Genomic DNA, 19,897 nt, shown 5'->3' with positions numbered 1-19,897 from the left:
AGCGAGTAATCTCGCTCTTTTTTGTTTTCGTTAACTTAGAAACTAGTCTTGTTTCTCGTCAGCGACCACTCGAGAGTTATCAGGTGTCGCGAAGTGTTCAGAAAGCTCTTTGTTCGAAACAATATAACCAACCCACAATGCACCCAAACAGATTACAACCGCGATACCTGTCGCGCTTAGTGCTTGGCTAGCCATTGCTGCGACCAATGCACTTGATAGGCCACTGATGCTGATTTGCAGGCTGTTTTGTAGACCAGCAGCTGTCGCAGGGCTCTGTTTAGCGCTTGATAGGGCGCGGTTTACTACGATTGGGTAAAGTGCACCGTTTGCTACAGCAATCAAACAGAAAGGCGCAAGTAGAGGCCAGATTGACGTCAGTTCCCATTGTGATGCGATGAAGATAAGCATCGCCGCTACGCTGAACAAACCGATAAGGTTTCTTAGTACAACGCCATCGCCATATTTCTTCACCGCTTGCTTACCGAAGTAACCACCCGCCATGAACGCGATTGTTTGTGGGATAAAGCTCAAACCGATATCTTTTGCTTCATAACCTAGCTGAGCCATGATCTCTGGCATACCCGTTAGGTAAGCGAAGAACGCTGCAGATGCAGATGCAAACATTAAAACATTACCCATGTAAGGCTTTGATTTAAGCAACATCTTGATGTCTGTCTTAATCGATGTCTGTTTTACTTCAGGCGCTTCTTTTGGTTGAGCCATTGTTGTCGCCACTAGCAGTGCACCCATCAAGGTTAATGTGATGAAGATGCTGTGCCAGCCAAAGCTATCCGCCAGTAACACACCTAGCTGAGGTGCTAGTGCTGGAGATAGCGCAACCAAAGGCATGATGGTTGCAAAAATTTGCTGGCTACTGCTTTGCGAGTAACGCTTGATAACCATTGCTTGCCAGATTACCGCTGGGGCACATACGCCGATCGCTTGAATGAATCGCAGGGTCAGTAGATGCCATACCTCGGTGCTGAATGCTAAGCCGAATGAAGCTGCAGTAAAGATAACAAGACCAACCGCCAGCGTATTGCGGTGACCATACTTGTCACTCGCCAGACCCCAAAGAAGCTGACCCATTGCCATACCGCCAAGGAATACCGTTAGAGACAGAGCAATCTGCTCTGGGCCGGTTGCGAAATCAACTTCCATTGCCTTAAATGCAGGAAGGTACATATCGGTCGCAATAAAGCCAAGCATTGAAAGAACTGCAAGGTAGACCAATTGAAATTTAGAAATATTCATAAGATGCCATTAAGCTAAAGGTAGTGATGTTTTTATCATCAAAAAAATTGTTTGATATACAGAGGTGAAAGCCCCTGTTTATTTATGCTGACATTCTATTTTTCAGACCTGATAAAATAAAACGCTAAAATATGTGGTTATCAATCAAAAAATTTGAAGGCTTATGTTCTCAAAATCCTCTTTAGAAATGCTCGATACGGTTGCTCGCTTAGGCAGTTTTACTGCGGCGGCAGAACAATTGCACAAAGTACCATCGGCGATCAGCTATGGTGTTAGGCAGGTTGAGCAAGAACTGGATGTTCTACTTTTCAGACGCTTACCAAGAAAAGTAGAGCTGACACCTGCAGGTGAATTGTTCATTGAAGAGGCACGTGCGTTACTGAGACAGATGGAAGAGGTCAGTGCTCAGACTCGCCGAGCGGCGCGTGGCTGGAAGAAAACCTTGCGCCTAACGCTCGATAACGTGGTTAAGCTCGACAAGATGAAGCCGATGATTGAAGAGTTCTACCAAACCTTTGAGTTTGCAGAGCTTCAGATCAACATGGAGGTGTTTAATGGCTCTTGGGAAGCGATTGCACAGGGCAGAGCGGATATTGTGATTGGTGCGACCTCGGCGATTCCGGTCGGTGGCGACTTTGAGGTTAAAGATATGGGACGCCTAGATTGGGCGTTTGTAATGTCGCCAAGCCACCCGTGTGTGCGAGAGCAAAACCTCAATGAAGAATTTGTTAGCCAGTATCCCGCAATATGTTTGGACGATACCTCTAGCGTGCTCCCTAAGCGACACACAGGCCACTACTCAAGTCAAAGACGCCTGTTGTTACCTAATTGGTATAGCGCAATTGAATGTCTTAAGAATGGAGTCGGGGTGGGTTATATGCCGAGGCACATTGCCGCGCCAATTATCGAGCAAGGCTTGCTGGTGGAAAAAATACTGCCTGAACCGAGCCCGCAGAGTCATTGTTGTTTGGTCTGGCGAAAAGACGATAACCATAAACTGATCGAATGGATGGTGAAGTACCTAGGATCGAGTGAGCAACTTCACCAAGATTGGTTGGATCATCGCAAGGCGATCTAATGATCTGTTTACAAGAAGATCCTTTTCAAGTTTGAGCTGAATCAGCACCAATAAAAAGAGCGAGTAAATACTCGCTCTTTTTGATTCGGTCGTTAACTCTTAAGACAAGAAGAACTTGTAGGAAGGGTTATCGGTTTCATCTTTACACTGGTAGCCAAGTTCTTCTAAGTGTGTTGAGAACTGAGCCAAATCATCGTCATCAAGTTCAAAGCCACACAATACACGGCCGTAGTCGGCACCATGGTTACGGTAATTGAATAGGCTGATGTTCCAGTGGGTCCCTAAGGTATCAAGGAATTTAATCAATGCACCTGGGTATTCTGGGAACTCAAAGCTGTATAGACGCTCTTTCAGTGGTTTTGATGGTTTACCGCCAATCATGTAGCGAATGTGCAGTTTTGCCATCTCATCATCAGACAGGTCGACAACTGGGTAGCCGCCCTCGCGTAGGTCATTGATGATGTGTTCGAGTTCTTCTTGGCCGCCTTGCAGACGTACACCAACGAAGATATTCGCGAGGCTTTCGTCGTTGTGGCGGTAGTTAAACTCCGTCACTGCTCGGCCACCAATGATATTACAGAACTCTAGGAATGCCCCTTGTCGCTCTGGAATCGTCACTGCAAGTAGACCTTCTCGCTTCTCACCCAGCTCACAACGTTCAGAGACATATCGCAGGCCGTGGAAGTTGGTGTTAGCACCAGACAGTACCGTTGCCAATTGCTTGTCTTGCAGTTGGTTTTGTTCTGCAAATTTCTTCAAGCCAGCCAGAGCAAGCGCTCCCGAAGGTTCAGCAATCGCACGAGTGTCTTCAAAGATGTCTTTCACCGCAGAGCAGATCTCATCACTAGAGACTGCAATGTGACCGTCAATGTACTGTTGGCAAAGACGGAATGTCTCTTCACCAATGCGTTTAACCGCCACACCATCAGCAAACATGCTGACCTGATCCAGTACCACAGGTTCACCAGCATCGAGAGCCGCTTTTAAGCAAGATGAATCTTCGGGTTCTACTGCAATGACTTTAATCTCTGGCATCAGCTGTTTTACTAATACAGCAACACCCGCAGCTAAGCCACCACCACCAACCGGCACAAAGATATAATCCATGTGACCGTTTTGCTGCAGCATCTCCATGCCCATCGTACCTTGCCCTGCAATCACCAAAGGGTGATCGAAAGGAGGCACAAAGGTGAAGCCATGTTCAGCAGAAAGACGCTCGGCTTCTGCCTTGGCTTCATCAAAGTTGCTGCCGTGCAGAACCACGTTACCGCCAAAGCCACGTACCGCATCAACCTTGATGTCTGGTGTGGTTTTTGGCATCACAATCGTAGTCTGAATGCCCAACTTAGAGCCAGATAGCGCCATACCTTGAGCATGGTTACCCGCCGATGCAGCAATCACACCTGCGGCTTTTTGCTGCTCAGAAAGGCTTGATACCATGTTGTAGGCACCACGTAGCTTGAACGAGTGCACCGGCTGACGGTCTTCTCGTTTAAGCTGAACCTGATTACCAATGCGCGCGCTTAAACGTGGCATATCCTGCAGAGGTGTCACGATTGCCGCTTCGTAAACCGGCGCTCTCAGGATCTGACGCAGATAATCTGCGCCAGTTTGTTTCTGGGGACTGGAGGTGTCATCACTCATAGTTAGCCCTCAAGCTTAGACTTATCACGTACTGCGCCTTTGTCGGCACTGGTCGCCATGCTTGCGTAAGCTTTCAGTGCGAAAGATACTTCACGCTGACGGTTTTCTGGTTTCCAGCCCAGTGCGTCTTGCTTAACACGACGTGCTTCTAGCTCTGCTTCTGGCACATCAAGTGTGATTGAGCGGCTAGGGATATCGATAGTGATAATATCGCCAGTGTTCACTAGACCAATCACACCCCCACTTGCTGCTTCTGGAGAAGCGTGACCGATAGATAGACCTGATGTACCACCAGAGAAACGTCCGTCAGTTAGAAGAGCACAAGACTTACCTAGCCCCATAGATTTTAGGTAAGTGGTTGGGTAAAGCATTTCTTGCATACCCGGACCACCCTTAGGGCCTTCGTAACGAATAACAACCACTTCGCCCGCTTTCACTTTGCCACCTAAGATGCCATCAACAGCACTGTCTTGGCTTTCAAATACGATTGCAGGGCCTTGGAATTTAAGGTTTTCTTCATCAACACCCGCGGTCTTAACGATACAACCATCAACGGCGATGTTACCTGAAAGTACCGCTAGGCCACCTTCTTGGCTGAATGCGTTCTCTTTGGTACGAATACAACCCTCGACGCGGTCATCATCAAGGCGATCCCAACGACAGTCTTGCGAGAATGCTTTGGTGGTACGGATACCTGCAGGACCAGCACGGAAGAACTTAAGCACGGCTTCGTCTTCTGTCTGCATGATGTCGTATTGAGCTAGCTGCTCTTGCATGCTTAGACCAAGAACGGTGCGAGTCTGGTTGTTCAGTAGACCTGCACGGTCTAGTTCACCAAGGATAGCCATTACACCACCAGCGCGGTGAACGTCTTCCATGTGGTATTTAGGTGTTGAAGGGGCAACCTTACATAGGTGTGGAACGCGGCGAGACATCTCGTCGATATCACCCATATCAAAATCAATCTCACCTTCTTGAGCAGAAGCCAATAGGTGAAGAACGGTGTTACTAGAACCACCCATTGCGATATCCAGTGCCATCGCGTTTTCAAACGCAGCACGGTTAGCGATGTTGCGCGGCAGTGCTGATTCGTCATCTTGCTCATAGTAACGCTTAGTTAGGTCAACGATGCGCTTACCGGCATTGATGAATAGCTCTTCACGGTCTGCGTGGGTTGCCAGCATAGAACCGTTACCCGGCTGAGATAGGCCAAGCGCTTCTGTCAGACAGTTCATTGAGTTTGCTGTGAACATGCCTGAACATGAACCACATGTCGGACATGCAGAGCGTTCTACCTGCTCACTTTGCTCATCAGAGATTGTTGGATCGGCACCTTGAATCATTGCGTCAACAAGGTCTAGCTTGATAATCTGATCTGAAAGCTTGGTTTTACCCGCTTCCATTGGACCGCCAGATACAAAGATCACAGGGATGTTAAGACGCATTGCTGCCATCATCATTCCCGGGGTGATTTTGTCACAGTTCGAGATACACACCATCGCATCTGCACAGTGCGCATTGACCATGTATTCTACTGAGTCTGCGATAAGCTCACGTGATGGCAGTGAGTACAGCATTCCGCCGTGACCCATTGCGATACCATCATCAACTGCGATGGTGTTGAATTCTTTAGCGATACCGCCCGCTTTCTCGATTTCACCCGCAACCAATTGACCCATGTCTTTAAGGTGAACGTGGCCTGGAACGAATTGAGTGAACGAGTTTACAACTGCGATGATTGGCTTACCGAAGTCATCATCTTTAACACCAGTTGCACGCCATAAAGCGCGCGCACCAGCCATGTTGCGTCCGTGGGTAGTCGTTGCTGAACGATAGATTGGCATTGCTTAAATCCTTATAAAATATTTGGCTGTTGCTTACTTAGTTGTTTGCATTTGGCTTTCTGAAGTTTGGTCTGCTGGGTACACATAGTCTAACCAGCCCCACTTATCTTCAGTGGTTCCATTGAATAGACCAAAGTAAGCCGCTTGAACTTTTTCAGTGATAGGGCCGCGTTTGCCTTCACCTACTGTAATTTTGTCTACGCTGCGAACCGGAACGATTTCCGCCGCTGTGCCTGTCATGAATACTTCATCGGCAAGGTATAGCGCTTCACGAGCAATGTTCTCTTCACGGATTTCATAACCCATGTCTTTTGCTAGTGTCATGATCGAATCACGAGTGATACCCGGTAGAATTGCGCTGGTCGCTGGTGGCGTTGATAGCACGCCATTACGCACTACAAAGATGTTCTCACCTGCACCTTCAGAAAGGTAACCATCAACACTCAGTGCGATGCCTTCATCGTAACCATGACGACGAGCCTCACCACCAACCAGTAATGAAGATAGGTAGTTACCACCCGCTTTTGCTGCGGTTGGAATCGTGTTTGGAGCAGCACGGTTCCAGCTAGAAATCATCGCATCAACGCCATTTTCTAGCGCTTCTTCGCCTAGGTAAGAACCCCAAGGGAAAGCAGCGATGATCAACTCCATCTCAGTGTTTTCTGGTGGGCAGACACCCAAACCAACGTTACCTACGAAACCTAGAGGGCGGATGTACGCCGACTCTAGCTTATTTTGGCGTAGTGTTTCGCGAGTCGCTTCCATAATTTCTTCCTCTGTGTAAGGAATAGGAAAGCGGTAGATTTTTGCTGAGTCTTTTAAGCGCTTAGCATGTTCAGGGTGACGGAAGATGACCGGACCCTTTGGTGTGTTGTAGCAACGAACACCTTCAAATACAGAAGTGCCGTAGTGCATTGCGTGAGTCAGGACGTGAACGTTCGCCTCTGCCCAAGGAACCATCTCACCGTTAAACCAAATATAGTCTGCTGTTTTAGCTGTCATGTTTGCGGTTCCTTATGCGTTTATCTTTTGTTGTAAGTTGTTGTTTGGCAGTTCATTACGGCTGATCGAGATAACGTCAACGGTACGCACATCCCACAGCTTTTCGATTTGGTTTACCAAGAACGAGATCGGACGGTCACTGTCTACGATGATCTCAACACTCGCCACTTTGCTTTCGTGGTTTTGAGTGCCCGCAACTTGCTTAACAATGAAGCCACGGTGGCGGATAACACGAAGAACACGCTCTAGCAGTACAGGCTTATCATCGGCTTTGATGTCTAATAGGTATCTTTTCATGTTATGTGTTCTCCAACATCTCACTGTTTGAAGCACCAGGCGGTACTAGTGGCCATACGTTTTCTTCTTCATCGATAAGAACATGAAGTAGGTAAGCGGTTTTACTCTCTAACATCTCTTTCAATGCTGGTTCTACTTCTTCTTTACGAGTGATGGTTTTGCCCGGGATGTCGAACGCTTTCGCGAGCATCACGAAATCAGGGTTGTCATCCAAAATAGTTTCACTGTGGCGGCCATCAAAGAACAGCGATTGCCATTGGCGAACCATGCCTAAGCGAGAGTTATTAAGCAGTACCATCTTCACTGGGATCTGGCGACGCTTCAACGTGCCAAGTTCTTGCACATTCATCATGAACGAGCCGTCTCCAGAGATAAGAATCGATTGGTCATCAGGACGTCCAACCGATGCCCCCATAGCAGCAGGTAAACCAAAGCCCATGGTGCCTAAACCGGCAGAGGTGATAAAGTTTTGTGGATCGCGAGGCTGAATGTGCTGGGCTGCCCACATTTGGTGTTGGCCAACATCCGTCGAAACGATAGAGCTTGCTGGCATCATGTCTGACAGTTGCTTCAATAGCAGTGGAGCAAAGATCAGATCGCCGGGATGGTCGTAGCGCCATTTGAATGAGCTACGAAGGCCTTCTGAGTGGTGAACCCAAGAGGAGATATCTTGGCTTAGTTCTAGTTGAGGCATTATCTTGTTGATGTCACCACGAATTGGCGCATCGGCAAGACGCAGTTTGCTGAACTCTGCTGCATCGATATCGATATGGATAACTTTCGCGTGTGGTGCAAAGGTGTCAAGCTTGCCGGTTACTCGGTCATCAAAACGAGCGCCAACAACAATCAACAGGTCACTCTCTTGAACCACTAGGTTGGCGGCTTTAGTGCCGTGCATACCCAGCATGCCAAGGTAATGTGGGTCGTCACGTTCAATGCTGCCTAGGCCTTTCAGTGTGCTCACTGCAGGCATTGGATTAAGGCGTAGAAACTCGCGAACCGCATCGGTTGCTTTAGCAAGTTGAACACCACCACCGACGTATAAAACAGGACGGGTCGCTTGAGACAAGAAGTGCTGTGCCTGTTCGATGGCGTCTGTTGTCGCAACAGGGATCGCGGGTGGAATAAATTCAGGAAGAATTTTGACTGGAGCTTCAGCTAGTTGAACATCTTTTGCAATATCAACGATAACTGGGCCTGGGCGGCCTGATTTAGCTACCACAAATGCTTCAGCGAGTGTTGGAGCTAGCTCTTCTATATCTGTTACTAGGTAGCTGTGTTTAGTACATGATAGAGACATACCAATCACATCCATTTCTTGGAATGCATCGGTACCAATGTGGGAACTTGCAACTTGACCAGTGATGGCAACCAGTGGGATAGAGTCCATAAAGGCATCAGCAAGGCCAGTGACTAGGTTAGTAGCACCTGGACCAGACGTTGCCATACAAACAGCGACATCTTGCGTTGCTCGAGCCATGCCGATCGCGGCCATAGCAGCGCCTTGCTCATGGCGACATAGGATATGTTCAACCCCGCCGTCATAGAGTGCATCGTAAATTGGCATGATGGCACCACCTGGGTAACCAAATACGGTTTTAATTCCTTGTTGCTTGAGTGCGGATACGACTAGTTCTGCGCCTTTCATCGGAATTCTCCCGTATTACCTTTATTTTGGTAACTGTTTCCTTTGTCTCTGCACATCTTGTGCTCCCATTCTTCCTGTAAATCGGCAAAGCCGAAAATGCTCAAAAATATAAAAATCGAATGTTTAAATTAGAAAAAACCCCCGGACTTGTCAGTGCGGGGGTTTTTTCTAATTCGTGGTTACTTTCTTCCCACTCGCCCCCGCGCAGTCTTAATAATGACTACGATAATCAGGTTAATCAGTGCGTAAATGCGAGCGTTAAAAATCATAATATTCGAGTTTTCTCGTTTATTGTCTTCAGTAAAAGTCTATATCTCTAGTGTTATCACACAAATCTGCCGCATGACAAGGAAAATGTCATTCTTTTTTCACATTAAAACACCATTCCATCAAGCTATATAACAACCTTATAGCTTTGGTGAGCAACGAATATCCAGAGCGAATACTTTTAAATCAAAGACAAAGGAAAGTTATGGGACTCGCGATAATTCATAGTCGAGCTAGTGTTGGTGTAGAGGCGCCAGAAGTGACTGTTGAGGTGCATATAAGTAATGGAATGCCTGGCTTTACGTTAGTGGGTCTACCTGAAACAACGGTTAAGGAATCTAAAGATCGAGTAAGAAGTGCGATCATCAATTCTCGTTTTGAGTTTCCATCAAAAAGAATCACGGTCAACCTCGCTCCTGCCGATTTACCCAAAGAAGGAGGTCGTTTCGATTTGCCAATCGCGCTTGGGATTTTAGTGGCATCTGATCAGCTTCCGACATCAAAAATAGCTCAACATGAATTTATCGGTGAGTTGGCACTGTCTGGAGAGCTGCGTTCAGTAAAGGGCGTGTTGCCTGCGACGTTAGCTGCCGATAGCGTCGAACGATGCTTAGTTGTTCCACACCATAACGGTGATCAGGCTGCGCTAGTGGGCAAGGGAGCCCATAAATCTGCGCAAACCTTGTTGGAGGTTTGTGCTGACATGTGTGGACAGACTCAGCTTGGCCTATATAGAACGGAACATCATCAGGCTGATGTTTCAGTGTTTCGCGACCTACAAGATATTATCGGCCAACAACAAGGCAAGCGAGCTCTGGAGATAGCAGCCGCTGGAAATCACAACTTACTTTTCCTTGGCCCTCCAGGAACTGGCAAGACTATGTTGGCGTCTCGTCTGCGTGATTTGTTACCTGAAATGAGTGATGACGAGGCGATGGAAACTGCATCGGTCGCTTCGTTAACGCAGCAAGAGATCAATCAGTACAACTGGAAGCAACGACCTTTTCGATCCCCTCACCATTCAAGCTCAATGGCGGCATTGGTGGGAGGAGGCTCAGTACCTCGCCCCGGAGAGATCTCTTTGGCGCATAACGGCTTATTGTTCTTGGATGAGATGCCAGAGTTTGAGCGTAAGGTGCTCGATTCATTACGTGAGCCACTAGAGTCAGGCGAGATTATTATCTCCCGTGCTGCGGGCAAGACGCGTTTCCCTGCGCGCTTTCAGTTGGTCGGTGCACTCAACCCAAGCCCAACAGGTTACTACGAAGGTAATCAAGCGCGGGCTAACCCACAGATAATCCTGCGTTATCTCAACCGTTTATCTGGCCCCTTGCTAGATAGATTCGATATGTCATTGGAGATACCTCTATTGCCCAAGGGAATGTTGGCCGAAGGAGGTGATCGTGGTGAAACTACCCAGGTGGTAAAGCAAAGGGTCAAACAGGCTCGTCAAACCATGTTATCTCGCAACCATAAATCGAACGCTTTACTCGGCAGTCGAGAAATTGAGAAGTATTGTCCACTGCGACGCGAAGATGCAGAGTTTCTCGAAACAGCACTGCATCGTTTAGGGTTATCGATTCGCGCCTATCACCGAATCATCAAGGTCGCACGAACTATTGCTGATCTGGATGGTAACGAGCAGATAGAAAAGAAACACTTATCGGAAGCTCTCGGTTACCGCGCGATGGATAGATTATTGAAGCAACTTACGGCACAAGCTGTGTAGTCATTGTGTTGTGGTAAACAAAAAAGCCTGCTTGTATGCAGGCTTTTTGGAAATAGTAGTTGATACTCGCTGAAGTTAGAACTTGTAGTTCAAGCCAACTGAAACGATGTATTGAGACTCATCATAGAAGGTAATGTTCGAGTCACTCGTGCTGTAGCCTGCAAGAGAAACAAACGACCAGTTTTCCCAATCCATGAATTGATCATATTCATACGCGGCGAATAGATTGATGTTGTCGTCACTGCGTTTCTTTTGGAAAGTCATGCTGCTCGCATCGTAAGAGCGTTGGTTGTAACCCGCCGTTAGTGCGTATTGATGACGTCCCATGCCGCCAAATAAGCTTACCTCACCGCCAAACTGTTCATAAGAGGCAGCTTTGCCATCCGCAGAACTTGATTGGTAGATCAGTGATGGTACTAACATCATGGTATGACTGATTGGTTGACGATATTGACCTTTCAGGTAGAAAGTATCGGCGTCGCGTTTTAGCGCGTCTTCAACTCGATCATCTTTGACATCTTTGGTGGCGTAGGCCATGTCTAAAGAGAAGGCAGAGCCAGCGATGCTCTCTAGTGTTAAACGAAAGGCATTACCCGTCTCGTCGGTTTTGCTGCGAGCTGACGTCGTGTTGTACGGATCGGCCCAAGTCTCGCCAGACATAATAGTTGGCAGAATCGAAGCATCGATGGTCATGCCTGACTCTAGTTGGTATTTATAACCAACCTCAAGCACAACAGTACCCGTCGCCACATCATCACGCGCGGTACCTGTGTATACTTGTTGGTTCAACTTCTCACCAAAGGTGTAAGCAACACTACCGAGAGGTGCAACTAAAAACGAGCTCTCAGACGAAGCTTTCTGATTGTTTGATGAGATCTTACTGTCGGCATCGGTATTAAAGTTTGAGGTTGAAGATGTGACCCCGGTGTTGATAGAGATTTCACCACTGAAACCTTGTTGGTCTGCAAGCTTGGCAAAAGCGGGAGTGGCTGTAACGCTCAATGCCAAAAGAGTTATTTTTATTTTCATTTAAGGGTTCCTTGCTCACCGATTCTTAGGACAGGTTATTAATATCAGTAAAGCACTGCATTTTCTGGCTGATTATTTATCAATAATGGTTTTTGAACTAGCAATAAAAAAGGAAGCCGAAGCTTCCTTTCATCTATTCCTTACTTTTTCAGCAGGAAGTTAACGAGCTCGAAGTACTCATCGAGAGAGCTGATACCTTGAGCATCTACTAGGTAGCGGTTGTTTACCACGACAGCAGGTACGCCTGAAAGGCCGCTGTCTTTGAATGCTTTGTCGAAGCGACGAACCATCGAATCTACTGCAAAGCCGTTATACGCAGCATCGAACTTCTTCGCATCAACACCTTCGTCTAGGAAGATTTGTCGCAGTTCTGCTTCATCACGTGGTGGCTTGTTCATGGTGTGGATGCGGTTAAACATCACTGGCACCATTTTGTCTTCAACTTTCAGTGCAATCATCGTCGCATAAGCCTTGCTCATTGGCAGACCCATATTGCCACCCATGAATGAAACATGGTTCTTTTGTAGCTTAGCGTCTTTAGGTAGCTGTTGTTTTAGCTGCTGGATGATTGGCTCAAAGCTATTACAGTGTGGGCAGTAGAAAGAGAAGAACTCTGTCACCATTGGTTTTTTTGATGCTTCTAGGTCGAGAACTTTGTAGTGTTCACCTTCGTTAAATTTCGCAGCGTGAGCTGAAAGGCTCAACATGATCAATGAGAAAAATGCGAATAGCTTTTTCATTTATCCAATCTCCATTATGTTTGAATTTTTATCTAGTTGTATGTTGCGATTGCTGTTACCACTGAGGCATTAACGAAAGTGGTGGCTCTTGCAGGGTAGCAATTTGCTCTTTACAAGCAAGTACTTGTTGCTCCCAATATTTCGGATCATTAAACCATGGGAAGGCGAGAGGAAACGCTGGATCGTGCCATCGTTTCGCCAACCATGCCATGTAATGCACCATACGTAGACCGCGTAGCGGCTCGATTAGTTTCAGTTGTACGGTATTAAAATCGCAAAACTCTTGATAACTCTCTAGCAGAATATCCAGTTGCATCAGCTTATCTTGGCGTTCGCCGTTAAGCAGCATCCACAGATCTTGTATTGCAGGGCCGTTACGTGCGTCGTCAAGGTCGACGAACATTGGCCCATCACGCCATAAGATATTGCCTGGGTGGCAGTCACCATGCAGGCGGATATTCTCAATGTTGCTCGGCCACTGGCTCTCTAGCTCCTTGATCAGAAGGTCGACGTCATTGAAGAACGCGTTTTCTAGATGCGTCGGGATAAACTGAGAGTTCTCTAGAATCTTACGTGGCTGATAAAGGTATTCATCTAAGCTGATGGTTGGGCGATGCTGGAATGTTCTTCCCGCGCTGGCTTTATGAATACGACCAAGAAAACGGCCTACACCTTCCAGTTGGTCTAGGTTATCCACTTCATACTGCCTGCCGCCGACACTTTCAAACAAGGCAAATAGGTAGCCTTGGTATTCATGTAAGGTTGCACCGTTGATTCGCATTGGAGGTGCAACTGGCATCTCTTGTTCGATAAGCTCGAGTGCGAAGTCATGCTCTTCTTGGATCTGTGCTTTGTTCCAGCGTTGCGGACGATAAAACTTAACGACGTAGCGCTTGCGATCTTCATCGGTGAACTGATATACACGGTTTTCGTAACTGTTGAGAGCGAGAAGCCCGGATTCAGCGCGAACTCCGATGCTCTCCAGTGCGTACCACATGAAGTCAGGAGTCAGGTTATCAAAGTTAAAGGCTTGCATCGTCATAGAATAAAAAAGGCTCATTACTGAGCCTTTTTCCATTTATTGGGTTGTTATACCAAGCACTAAGGTGCAGGTATCAGAGCTTCTTGATAAAGCGGCTTTCGACTTCCATCGTAAACTCTTCATTATCCGAGAGTATAAACTGAATTGTCGAAACTGGTGAGCTCAGTTTTTCTGGGTCGGCGCCTAAACTGATAGGTAGGTTCAAAACCTCGCCTGGATCGACAGTAATCGTCTGTTTGCCATACCAGATCGAACCGGGCAGTCCGCTAACATCGAGTTTGTACTCTTGCTCTTGTTGAGTCTTGTTGATCACTTTCAAGGTGTAGGTGTTTTCAACCAACCCTTGGTTATTGACCCTAAATAGCTGATTTCTGTCACGTAGAACACTGAGGCCAGCAGGATCAACACTCGCGATTTGCACGAAGAATAAGCCCAGCATCACGATTAAGATGGCTCCATAGCCCAACAGCTTAGGACGCATTACCTTGGTTGAGTGACCTTCAAGTCTGTGCTCGGTGGTGTAGTTGATCAGGCCTTTTTCATAGCCCATTCGTTCCATGGTGTTGTCACAGGCATCAATACACGCGCCACAGTTAATGCATTCGTATTGTAGGCCGTCACGGATATCGATACCCGTTGGGCACACTTGAACGCATAAATTACAGTCAATACAATCGCCTAGACCAAGCTCTTTTGGATCAGCCTTGCGAGATCGGGGGCCACGGCTTTCACCGCGTTCTGTATCGTAGCCCACAATGAAGGTGTCTTTATCGAACATTGCCGATTGGAAACGCGCGTAAGGACACATGTGCAGACAAACAATTGAACGCATCCAACCTGCATTAGCATAAGTACAACCAGCGAAGAATAGTACCCAGAACACAGGCCAGAACGAAGAGTTAAAGGTAAAGAAACCAACCACTAGCTCTTTGATTGGAATGAAGTAACCGACAAAGGTTAAACCGGTCGCAATCGCAATCGCCCACCATGCAATGTGCTTGATGGTTTTTCTGATCATCAGGTTGGTGGTCAGTTTGCCTGAATCTTGTTTTCTTCGCTTATTGGCAGCACCTTCGAGTTTCTCCTCGAACCAGATGTACATGAAGGTCCACACGGTTTGTGGGCACAGGTAGCCACACCACACGCGGCCTAAAAAGGTGGTGATAAAGAACAGGCCAAACGCGGCAATCATGAATAAGATGGCGAGCAGGGTCAGATCTTGTGGGTATAAAGTTGTACCAAAGAAGTTGAACTGTTGGCTGCCGATATCGAGCAAGATAGCTTGTCGCTCACCAAATGGAATCCATGGGATAAGCGCAAAAAGTAAAAGTAAGAACCAACCGCCATAGCGACGCAGTTGTTGGAATTTACCTTTGCTTTCTCGAACATAGATTCGGTTACTTGGGTTAAATCGATCTCCATTACCTTTATGTGTTTTCGGGTTAAAGGTTTTAGGAGTCACATCTTTGATATCGATTTTATCCTGACTCATGAACTATCCTTTTTGTGGCTTGTTTGCCCGGTTAAGTTGGGCATGACGACATTACTTGAAAGTATGGTTTAGAGAACCTGTTGAAATTGAGCTTGGTGCATTTGTTGTTATCGCACTCACTCTTATTATTTTAGAAGATTCTTATGGATGGCGATTATAGCGACAATCTTGTTCTCATTTCTTTAACGCTATCAACCTTTAACAACAAAAGTCATAACAGTTGTGACGAAAAAATAGCGAACAGAAACAAAAAAGCGACCGAGTGGTCGCTTTTTAAAATTGAGTATTTTATCTATACAGCAATTGAGTTCTAAACAAATCGGCGACTAAAGAAGGCCACGCGCTTTTAGAATTGCGGTTTTGAAATCATCTTCTTGGTCTTTTTTCAGACCCGGGATCATTTCATCTTTTTCGCTGTTACGCATTTTAAGATGGTAGATAAGAACATCGTCAGTCAGTTCTTCAAGTTTGCCTTGGTAGCCTGCTTCTTTTGATAGCTTAATGATGAACTCTAATAGATTAAGCTCTTGATCTTTTTGCCACTCAGGCTCCATCAGTTCAAGCAGTTCTTCAATGCGGTGACACTTCATACTTTACTTCTCCACAAATTTTATAATGATTTGTGGTTAAGGTATCAAATCGGATAGGGAATACCAATGTGTAAACACATTTCAAGGCGGGTCTGGGCAAGAAAAAAGCGCAGTAAAAACTGCGCTTTTTGTTAAGCGGCTCTAATCACTTTTGTTGTAGTCGGTGCTAATAAAGCAGTCTTCTCAACTAGAGTCATTGTAGGAGCCAATTTCTTAGCCGTTGGAGCAGCAGCAAAGCCACTACGACGACGCATCGCACTACGGTTGGTGTGCGAGAACCTGACAGCTGTTGGGCGCATTAATTTACCTAACGGTCAGGCATATCCATTGCCAATCTAATGGCCTGATTTACCATGAGCTCTACCTCAATTGTTTGAAGCGTCACTCGTCTGGCTTTCGCCAATCCGAAGAATAAATCAGGATAATGATATGCATGCATATCAAGGCTTAGATTATCACTATCTAAGTTATCGATCGACGCCTGAGTGATAATTAAACGATATTAGAGCTAAAATAGTGTGAGCAGTATATTTGAGTTTGAACCTCTTTCAGGCTTAAGATGATGCTTTAAAGGAGGTGCATATGTCGTTCTTAAAGAAAACGTTAGCAAGTTTTGGTATTGGGTCGGCCAAGGTCGATTCTGTGTTGCAACAGGAAGTGCTGTATCCAGGGCAGAAGGCGAGCATTATTGTGCATGTGTATGGTGGCGCTCAGCCACAGGAGATCGACAACATCGATCTTAATCTGTGTTGTCGTTACGTAAAAGAAGTCACCATGAACTCACAAAGGCAAGAGGGCGGTCAAACACGCCGTATGCACCAGACCTATTCATTAGCAAAATGGAGTCTGCCGTATGCCTTTGTTATTCAGCCGGGTGAAACCCGTGATTTTGAATGTGAGTTTGATGTCCCGCTGAATACACCGGTCACGATTGGTGACTCAAAGGTGTGGCTTGAAACCGGGCTGGACATTGCGATGGCGATTGATCCATCGGATAAAGATATCTTAACGGTTCGTCCTGATGCACTCCTCGATGGTATTTTTAACGAACTTGAAGCCCAAGGCCTGCGCATTCGCCAAGTGGAATGTGAAGCGGTAGAAGGTTTTGAACTGCCGTTCGTTCAAGAGTTTGAGTTTGTTCCGACGACTGGTCCTTATCACGGCCGCTGGCGGGAGCTTGAGGTTGTTGCTCATCGTGATGAAACTGAACTTAAGCTTTGGTTTGAGATAGACCGCAATCGCGACGGTGCCAAAGGCATGTTGGCGAGCTTGTTGGGAGTGGGTCAGCTACAGCGTCAATTGAGTGTGCCACTCGATACCTCTCCGGAAGAAGCTGGCAAGATGGTACTTGAGTATCTAGATAGCGCCTCTTAATTCGCTTTTTGGTTTTTTAGCTTTGGAGAGCCTAGCCTCATCACACCGTTTAGACGACATTGATGTCATAAAAATTTAAGCTTACACGTGTAAGCTTAATGTGCAATACTAGGTCAATTGAACATTTACTCTAGTAGGATACTCATGTCTGCATCATCAGCTAGCGAATACAGCGACATCGAAGAACGCGCTAATGCGATAACCCATGGCTTGGGCGTCGTGCTTGGCGTGGTTGGCCTAATTTTGTTGCTGATCCGCGCGTTTGATTATCAAGCAGACATGCTGACGGTTGCCAGTATGGCAATCTACGGCAGCAGCATTATCCTGCTCTTCCTTGCTTCCACGCTTTATCACTCGATCACTACAGAAAAAACCAAGCGTTTATTAAAAACCCTCGATCACTGTGCGATTTATTTACTGATCGCAGGTAGCTACACGCCGTTTTTATTGGTTGGTTTAAGAACCCCATTGGCGATGGGCTTGATGGCGGTTATTTGGGGAATTGCGCTGGTCGGTATCATCATGAAGATAGCCTTCGTCTATCGGTTTAAGCGCCTATCGCTGTTCATTTATTTAGCGATGGGCTGGTTGTCGTTGATTGTGGTGTATCAACTGGCGATGAGTATCGAGATGGGCGGCTTGGTGTTATTGGCGCTCGGCGGTGTGATCTACTCGTTGGGTGTTATTTTCTATGTGGCAAAACGCATCCCTTACAACCATGCCATCTGGCACTTGTTTGTATTGGCGGGTTGCGCTTGCCATTTCTTCGCGATTTATTTGTACGTGACTCCGGTTTAGCGAGCCAGTACTTCAGTAATCTCAGCTTTAATCTGATATTCAGGGTGTTGTTCTAGGTCGATCTTGATTAGCTTGCCTTCTTCCCCCGTCTTTGGTCGTAGGTATGTGTCGGCCATTCGTTTGATTGATTTCCACACAGCAACTTCTTCTTCTGCCAACAACTCACCTTCTGTAGTAAATACGCTGATGTTAAGTGATACCAAAATGACAGCTTGAGTGCCTTGATTGGTGATGGCTGTCGGAATGATAAGCTCACCATCTTCATAGCGACTTGCACCCAGCACAACATCCACTCCTGATTGAGACAGCTGTAAGCTTGGCTTCTTACTATTAACCACAATCGTAGTGCCACGCGTGTTCGTTGCGACAGGTACGGCTACGACAGGGGGGGCTGCAACGGGCACGGTGACCTCTGATGTTGTCGCTGCTGCTTCCGTTTGCTGTGGCGCCACGTATTGCCACGTAAAATCATCTTTGAGTAACACTTGCTTGCCATCAGGCAGTGTGACCATTTGGTCGGCGAAGGCTGAACTGCTCAGCAGTGCGCTTGCGATAAGTAGGTATGATTTCATATCTGTTTCCTTAAATATTCGTGCAATTAGCGTCGCCAGAAGGCCGGGAAGAAAAGAACGATCAGCGTCAGTATCTCGAGTCTTCCCATCAACATGCCAAGGCTTAATAACCACTTAGCAGCGTCTGGCAGCGGCGCAAAGTTCCCCGTTGGACCGATCACGCTGCCCATACCTGGGCCCACGTTGGCTACGGCTGTGATAGCACCTGAGATGCTTGTTATTGGGTCTAACCCCATCGCACTCAAACCACCAGCAATTAAGATAATCGTAATAAAGAACATCAAACCAAATGCGACCAGTGAACGCACAATGTCATCATTCACTGGTCGTTGGTTGTAGCGTTGAACAAATACACCCGATGGGTGGATTAGCTTCATCATCTGTTTATGAAGCATGGTCATTGCGATCTGGAAGCGGAAGATTTTGATACCGCCAGAGGTTGAACCCGAGCATGCGCCCGCCATCATTAAAAAGGCAAACAGCGTGGTAGGTAAAGCGCCCCACGCGGTGAAGTCTTCTAAGCCAAAACCGGTTGTGGTGACCACGGATACGATATTGAACATCGAAACACGCATCGCATCCATGACTGTGTAGCCATCTCTAACCACCAACCATGTCGATATTACGGCACTGGTGACCAAGAATAGATATGTGAAGCCTCTCACTTGCGCATCTTTATATAGGATTGAGAGTTTTCTACCACGCAGTGCGCTAACAAACAGTAGGAATGGCAAACCGCCAAGGAACATGAACAGGGTTCCCACCCAGTGAGCACTGTTAGAGAAGTGGTTCATCGAGCCATCTGATGTTGAGTAACCACCTGTAGAAAGTGTCGTGAAGGCGTGATTGATCGCGTCAAAGATACCCATGCCTGCAAACAGGTAACTAATGATGCATAAGCCAGTTAGAACCAGATAAACCGCCACGATGTTTTTCGCGACTGTTTTTGCTCGAGGGCTACTTTTATCTGACCAATCGGATGATTCGGTTTGGAACAGGCGCATACCACCGACGTTGAGCATTGGCAGAACCGCAACCGCCATAACGATGAAGCCGATGCCACCTAACCATTGCAGTATTGAGCGCCACAGCAGAATGCTTGGTGCCATGCTGTCTAAGCCGCTTAATACGGTTGAGCCTGTTGTGGTGATACCAGACATGGTTTCAAAATAGGCGTCAGTGAAGCTGATGTGGTTGATGAAGACAAACGGCAGTGCAGCAAAGGCACTGGCTATTGTCCATACCAGAGAGGTGATCAGGAACATGTCCCGCACCCCAAGTCGGAACTTAGCGGAGCGGCCCAAGCTCAAGCAGATGAACGCCATAATGTGCGTGATCACTACTGATTGACCAAACTCGAGGAAGCCACCGGTGCCTGTGAAAAAGGCAACCAATGTGGGGATGTACATGAAAAGGGCGAGTTTTGATAACACTAACCCTATCACTAATAATATCGGACGAAAGTTGACCATAGCTTAATAGACCATCGCTTTGTGT

The 19,897-nt window shown here is 46.8% G+C and carries 18 protein-coding genes; 4 read left to right on the top strand and 14 right to left on the bottom strand.

Annotation, left to right across the window (positions count from 1 at the left end):
- Positions 1-42: 42 nt before the first annotated feature.
- A complete protein-coding gene (punC, locus tag ATB74_RS21700) occupies positions 43-1,254 on the bottom strand; it encodes a purine nucleoside transporter PunC (protein ID WP_017063021.1) in 1,212 nt (403 codons plus the stop codon).
- A gap of 163 nt (positions 1,255-1,417) precedes the next feature.
- Between punC and punR the strand changes: the two genes are divergently transcribed.
- Positions 1,418-2,332, top strand: a complete 915-nt coding sequence (gene punR, locus ATB74_RS21695) for a DNA-binding transcriptional activator PunR (protein ID WP_017067697.1) — start codon at positions 1,418-1,420, stop codon at positions 2,330-2,332.
- Positions 2,333-2,431: 99 nt separating this feature from the next.
- Here the strand turns inward: punR and ilvA are convergent, their stop codons facing one another.
- From ilvA to ilvG, 5 genes are read right to left on the bottom strand one after another with little or no spacing between them, the layout of a single operon-like run.
- Positions 2,432-3,976 (bottom strand): threonine ammonia-lyase, biosynthetic, encoded by a 1,545-nt coding sequence (ilvA, locus tag ATB74_RS21690; protein ID WP_048611225.1) that lies wholly within the window; start codon positions 3,974-3,976, stop codon positions 2,432-2,434.
- 2 nt (positions 3,977-3,978) lie between these two features.
- Positions 3,979-5,820, bottom strand: coding sequence for a dihydroxy-acid dehydratase (ilvD, locus tag ATB74_RS21685; RefSeq protein ID WP_061019723.1), 1,842 nt, complete (start codon positions 5,818-5,820; stop codon positions 3,979-3,981).
- Between the two features lie 33 nt (positions 5,821-5,853).
- Positions 5,854-6,822 carry a branched-chain amino acid transaminase gene (locus ATB74_RS21680; protein ID WP_061019722.1) on the bottom strand — a complete coding sequence of 323 codons (969 nt, stop codon included), beginning with the start codon at positions 6,820-6,822 and terminating at the stop codon, positions 5,854-5,856.
- Between the two features lie 12 nt (positions 6,823-6,834).
- Positions 6,835-7,119: an acetolactate synthase 2 small subunit gene (gene ilvM / locus ATB74_RS21675; RefSeq protein WP_017055442.1), complete on the bottom strand. Its 285-nt coding sequence runs from the start codon at positions 7,117-7,119 to the stop codon at positions 6,835-6,837.
- Between the two features lies 1 nt (position 7,120).
- Complete coding sequence (ilvG, locus tag ATB74_RS21670) at positions 7,121-8,767, bottom strand: acetolactate synthase 2 catalytic subunit (protein ID WP_061019721.1); 1,647 nt, start codon at positions 8,765-8,767, stop codon at positions 7,121-7,123.
- A 472-nt stretch (positions 8,768-9,239) separates the two neighbouring features.
- Between ilvG and ATB74_RS21665 the strand changes: the two genes are divergently transcribed.
- Positions 9,240-10,763, top strand: coding sequence for a YifB family Mg chelatase-like AAA ATPase (locus ATB74_RS21665; RefSeq protein ID WP_061019720.1), 1,524 nt, complete (start codon positions 9,240-9,242; stop codon positions 10,761-10,763).
- A 75-nt stretch (positions 10,764-10,838) separates the two neighbouring features.
- Here ATB74_RS21665 and ATB74_RS21660 read toward each other — a convergent pair whose 3' ends face one another.
- The 6 genes from ATB74_RS21660 to ATB74_RS24340 form a co-directional block, all read right to left on the bottom strand.
- Positions 10,839-11,792 (bottom strand): DUF2860 domain-containing protein, encoded by a 954-nt coding sequence (locus ATB74_RS21660; RefSeq protein ID WP_061019719.1) that lies wholly within the window; start codon positions 11,790-11,792, stop codon positions 10,839-10,841.
- Between the two features lie 140 nt (positions 11,793-11,932).
- Positions 11,933-12,532 carry a thiol:disulfide interchange protein DsbA/DsbL gene (locus ATB74_RS21655; protein ID WP_012605095.1) on the bottom strand — a complete coding sequence of 200 codons (600 nt, stop codon included), beginning with the start codon at positions 12,530-12,532 and terminating at the stop codon, positions 11,933-11,935.
- A gap of 55 nt (positions 12,533-12,587) precedes the next feature.
- Positions 12,588-13,574, bottom strand: a complete 987-nt coding sequence (locus ATB74_RS21650) for a serine/threonine protein kinase (protein WP_060983478.1) — start codon at positions 13,572-13,574, stop codon at positions 12,588-12,590.
- Between the two features lie 73 nt (positions 13,575-13,647).
- On the bottom strand, positions 13,648-15,066 hold the full coding sequence (gene ccoG / locus ATB74_RS21645; protein WP_061019718.1) for a cytochrome c oxidase accessory protein CcoG: 1,419 nt from the start codon (positions 15,064-15,066) through the stop codon (positions 13,648-13,650).
- A gap of 326 nt (positions 15,067-15,392) precedes the next feature.
- Positions 15,393-15,656 carry a YihD family protein gene (locus tag ATB74_RS21640; RefSeq protein ID WP_009848104.1) on the bottom strand — a complete coding sequence of 88 codons (264 nt, stop codon included), beginning with the start codon at positions 15,654-15,656 and terminating at the stop codon, positions 15,393-15,395.
- Between the two features lie 131 nt (positions 15,657-15,787).
- On the bottom strand, positions 15,788-15,955 hold the full coding sequence (locus tag ATB74_RS24340) for a hypothetical protein (RefSeq protein WP_179946936.1): 168 nt from the start codon (positions 15,953-15,955) through the stop codon (positions 15,788-15,790).
- Positions 15,956-16,238: 283 nt separating this feature from the next.
- Between ATB74_RS24340 and ATB74_RS21635 the strand changes: the two genes are divergently transcribed.
- Positions 16,239-17,030, top strand: a complete 792-nt coding sequence (locus ATB74_RS21635) for a sporulation protein (protein ID WP_060983480.1) — start codon at positions 16,239-16,241, stop codon at positions 17,028-17,030.
- 144 nt (positions 17,031-17,174) lie between these two features.
- On the top strand, positions 17,175-17,828 hold the full coding sequence (gene trhA, locus ATB74_RS21630; protein WP_061019717.1) for a PAQR family membrane homeostasis protein TrhA: 654 nt from the start codon (positions 17,175-17,177) through the stop codon (positions 17,826-17,828).
- Here the strand turns inward: trhA and ATB74_RS21625 are convergent.
- Both ATB74_RS21625 and ATB74_RS21620 read right to left on the bottom strand, forming a co-directional pair.
- Complete coding sequence (locus tag ATB74_RS21625; RefSeq protein ID WP_061019716.1) at positions 17,825-18,400, bottom strand: DUF3157 family protein; 576 nt, start codon at positions 18,398-18,400, stop codon at positions 17,825-17,827. The genes trhA and ATB74_RS21625 overlap by 4 nt on opposite strands.
- Positions 18,401-18,426: 26 nt before the next feature.
- A complete protein-coding gene (locus ATB74_RS21620; RefSeq protein ID WP_061019715.1) occupies positions 18,427-19,872 on the bottom strand; it encodes a TrkH family potassium uptake protein in 1,446 nt (481 codons plus the stop codon).
- Positions 19,873-19,897: the final 25 nt, after the last annotated feature.

It is taken from the genome of Vibrio splendidus (assembly GCF_001557875.1).
Taxonomy (GTDB): Bacteria; Pseudomonadota; Gammaproteobacteria; order Enterobacterales; family Vibrionaceae; genus Vibrio; species Vibrio splendidus_F.
The sequence above is the reverse complement of the archived record's forward strand: the minus strand, read 5'-3'. Positions and strand labels throughout refer to the sequence as shown.

Coding starts and splice junctions, on each gene's coding strand:
- punC (WP_017063021.1), bottom strand. CDS start 1,254: ATGAATATTTCTAAATTTCAATTGGTCTACCTTGCAGTTCTTTCAATG.
- punR (WP_017067697.1), top strand. CDS start 1,418: ATGTTCTCAAAATCCTCTTTAGAAATGCTCGATACGGTTGCTCGCTTA.
- ilvA (WP_048611225.1), bottom strand. CDS start 3,976: ATGAGTGATGACACCTCCAGTCCCCAGAAACAAACTGGCGCAGATTAT.
- ilvD (WP_061019723.1), bottom strand. CDS start 5,820: ATGCCAATCTATCGTTCAGCAACGACTACCCACGGACGCAACATGGCT.
- ATB74_RS21680 (WP_061019722.1), bottom strand. CDS start 6,822: ATGACAGCTAAAACAGCAGACTATATTTGGTTTAACGGTGAGATGGTT.
- ilvM (WP_017055442.1), bottom strand. CDS start 7,119: ATGAAAAGATACCTATTAGACATCAAAGCCGATGATAAGCCTGTACTG.
- ilvG (WP_061019721.1), bottom strand. CDS start 8,767: ATGAAAGGCGCAGAACTAGTCGTATCCGCACTCAAGCAACAAGGAATT.
- ATB74_RS21665 (WP_061019720.1), top strand. CDS start 9,240: ATGGGACTCGCGATAATTCATAGTCGAGCTAGTGTTGGTGTAGAGGCG.
- ATB74_RS21660 (WP_061019719.1), bottom strand. CDS start 11,792: ATGAAAATAAAAATAACTCTTTTGGCATTGAGCGTTACAGCCACTCCC.
- ATB74_RS21655 (WP_012605095.1), bottom strand. CDS start 12,532: ATGAAAAAGCTATTCGCATTTTTCTCATTGATCATGTTGAGCCTTTCA.
- ATB74_RS21650 (WP_060983478.1), bottom strand. CDS start 13,574: ATGACGATGCAAGCCTTTAACTTTGATAACCTGACTCCTGACTTCATG.
- ccoG (WP_061019718.1), bottom strand. CDS start 15,066: ATGAGTCAGGATAAAATCGATATCAAAGATGTGACTCCTAAAACCTTT.
- ATB74_RS21640 (WP_009848104.1), bottom strand. CDS start 15,656: ATGAAGTGTCACCGCATTGAAGAACTGCTTGAACTGATGGAGCCTGAG.
- ATB74_RS24340 (WP_179946936.1), bottom strand. CDS start 15,955: ATGCGCCCAACAGCTGTCAGGTTCTCGCACACCAACCGTAGTGCGATG.
- ATB74_RS21635 (WP_060983480.1), top strand. CDS start 16,239: ATGTCGTTCTTAAAGAAAACGTTAGCAAGTTTTGGTATTGGGTCGGCC.
- trhA (WP_061019717.1), top strand. CDS start 17,175: ATGTCTGCATCATCAGCTAGCGAATACAGCGACATCGAAGAACGCGCT.
- ATB74_RS21625 (WP_061019716.1), bottom strand. CDS start 18,400: ATGAAATCATACCTACTTATCGCAAGCGCACTGCTGAGCAGTTCAGCC.
- ATB74_RS21620 (WP_061019715.1), bottom strand. CDS start 19,872: ATGGTCAACTTTCGTCCGATATTATTAGTGATAGGGTTAGTGTTATCA.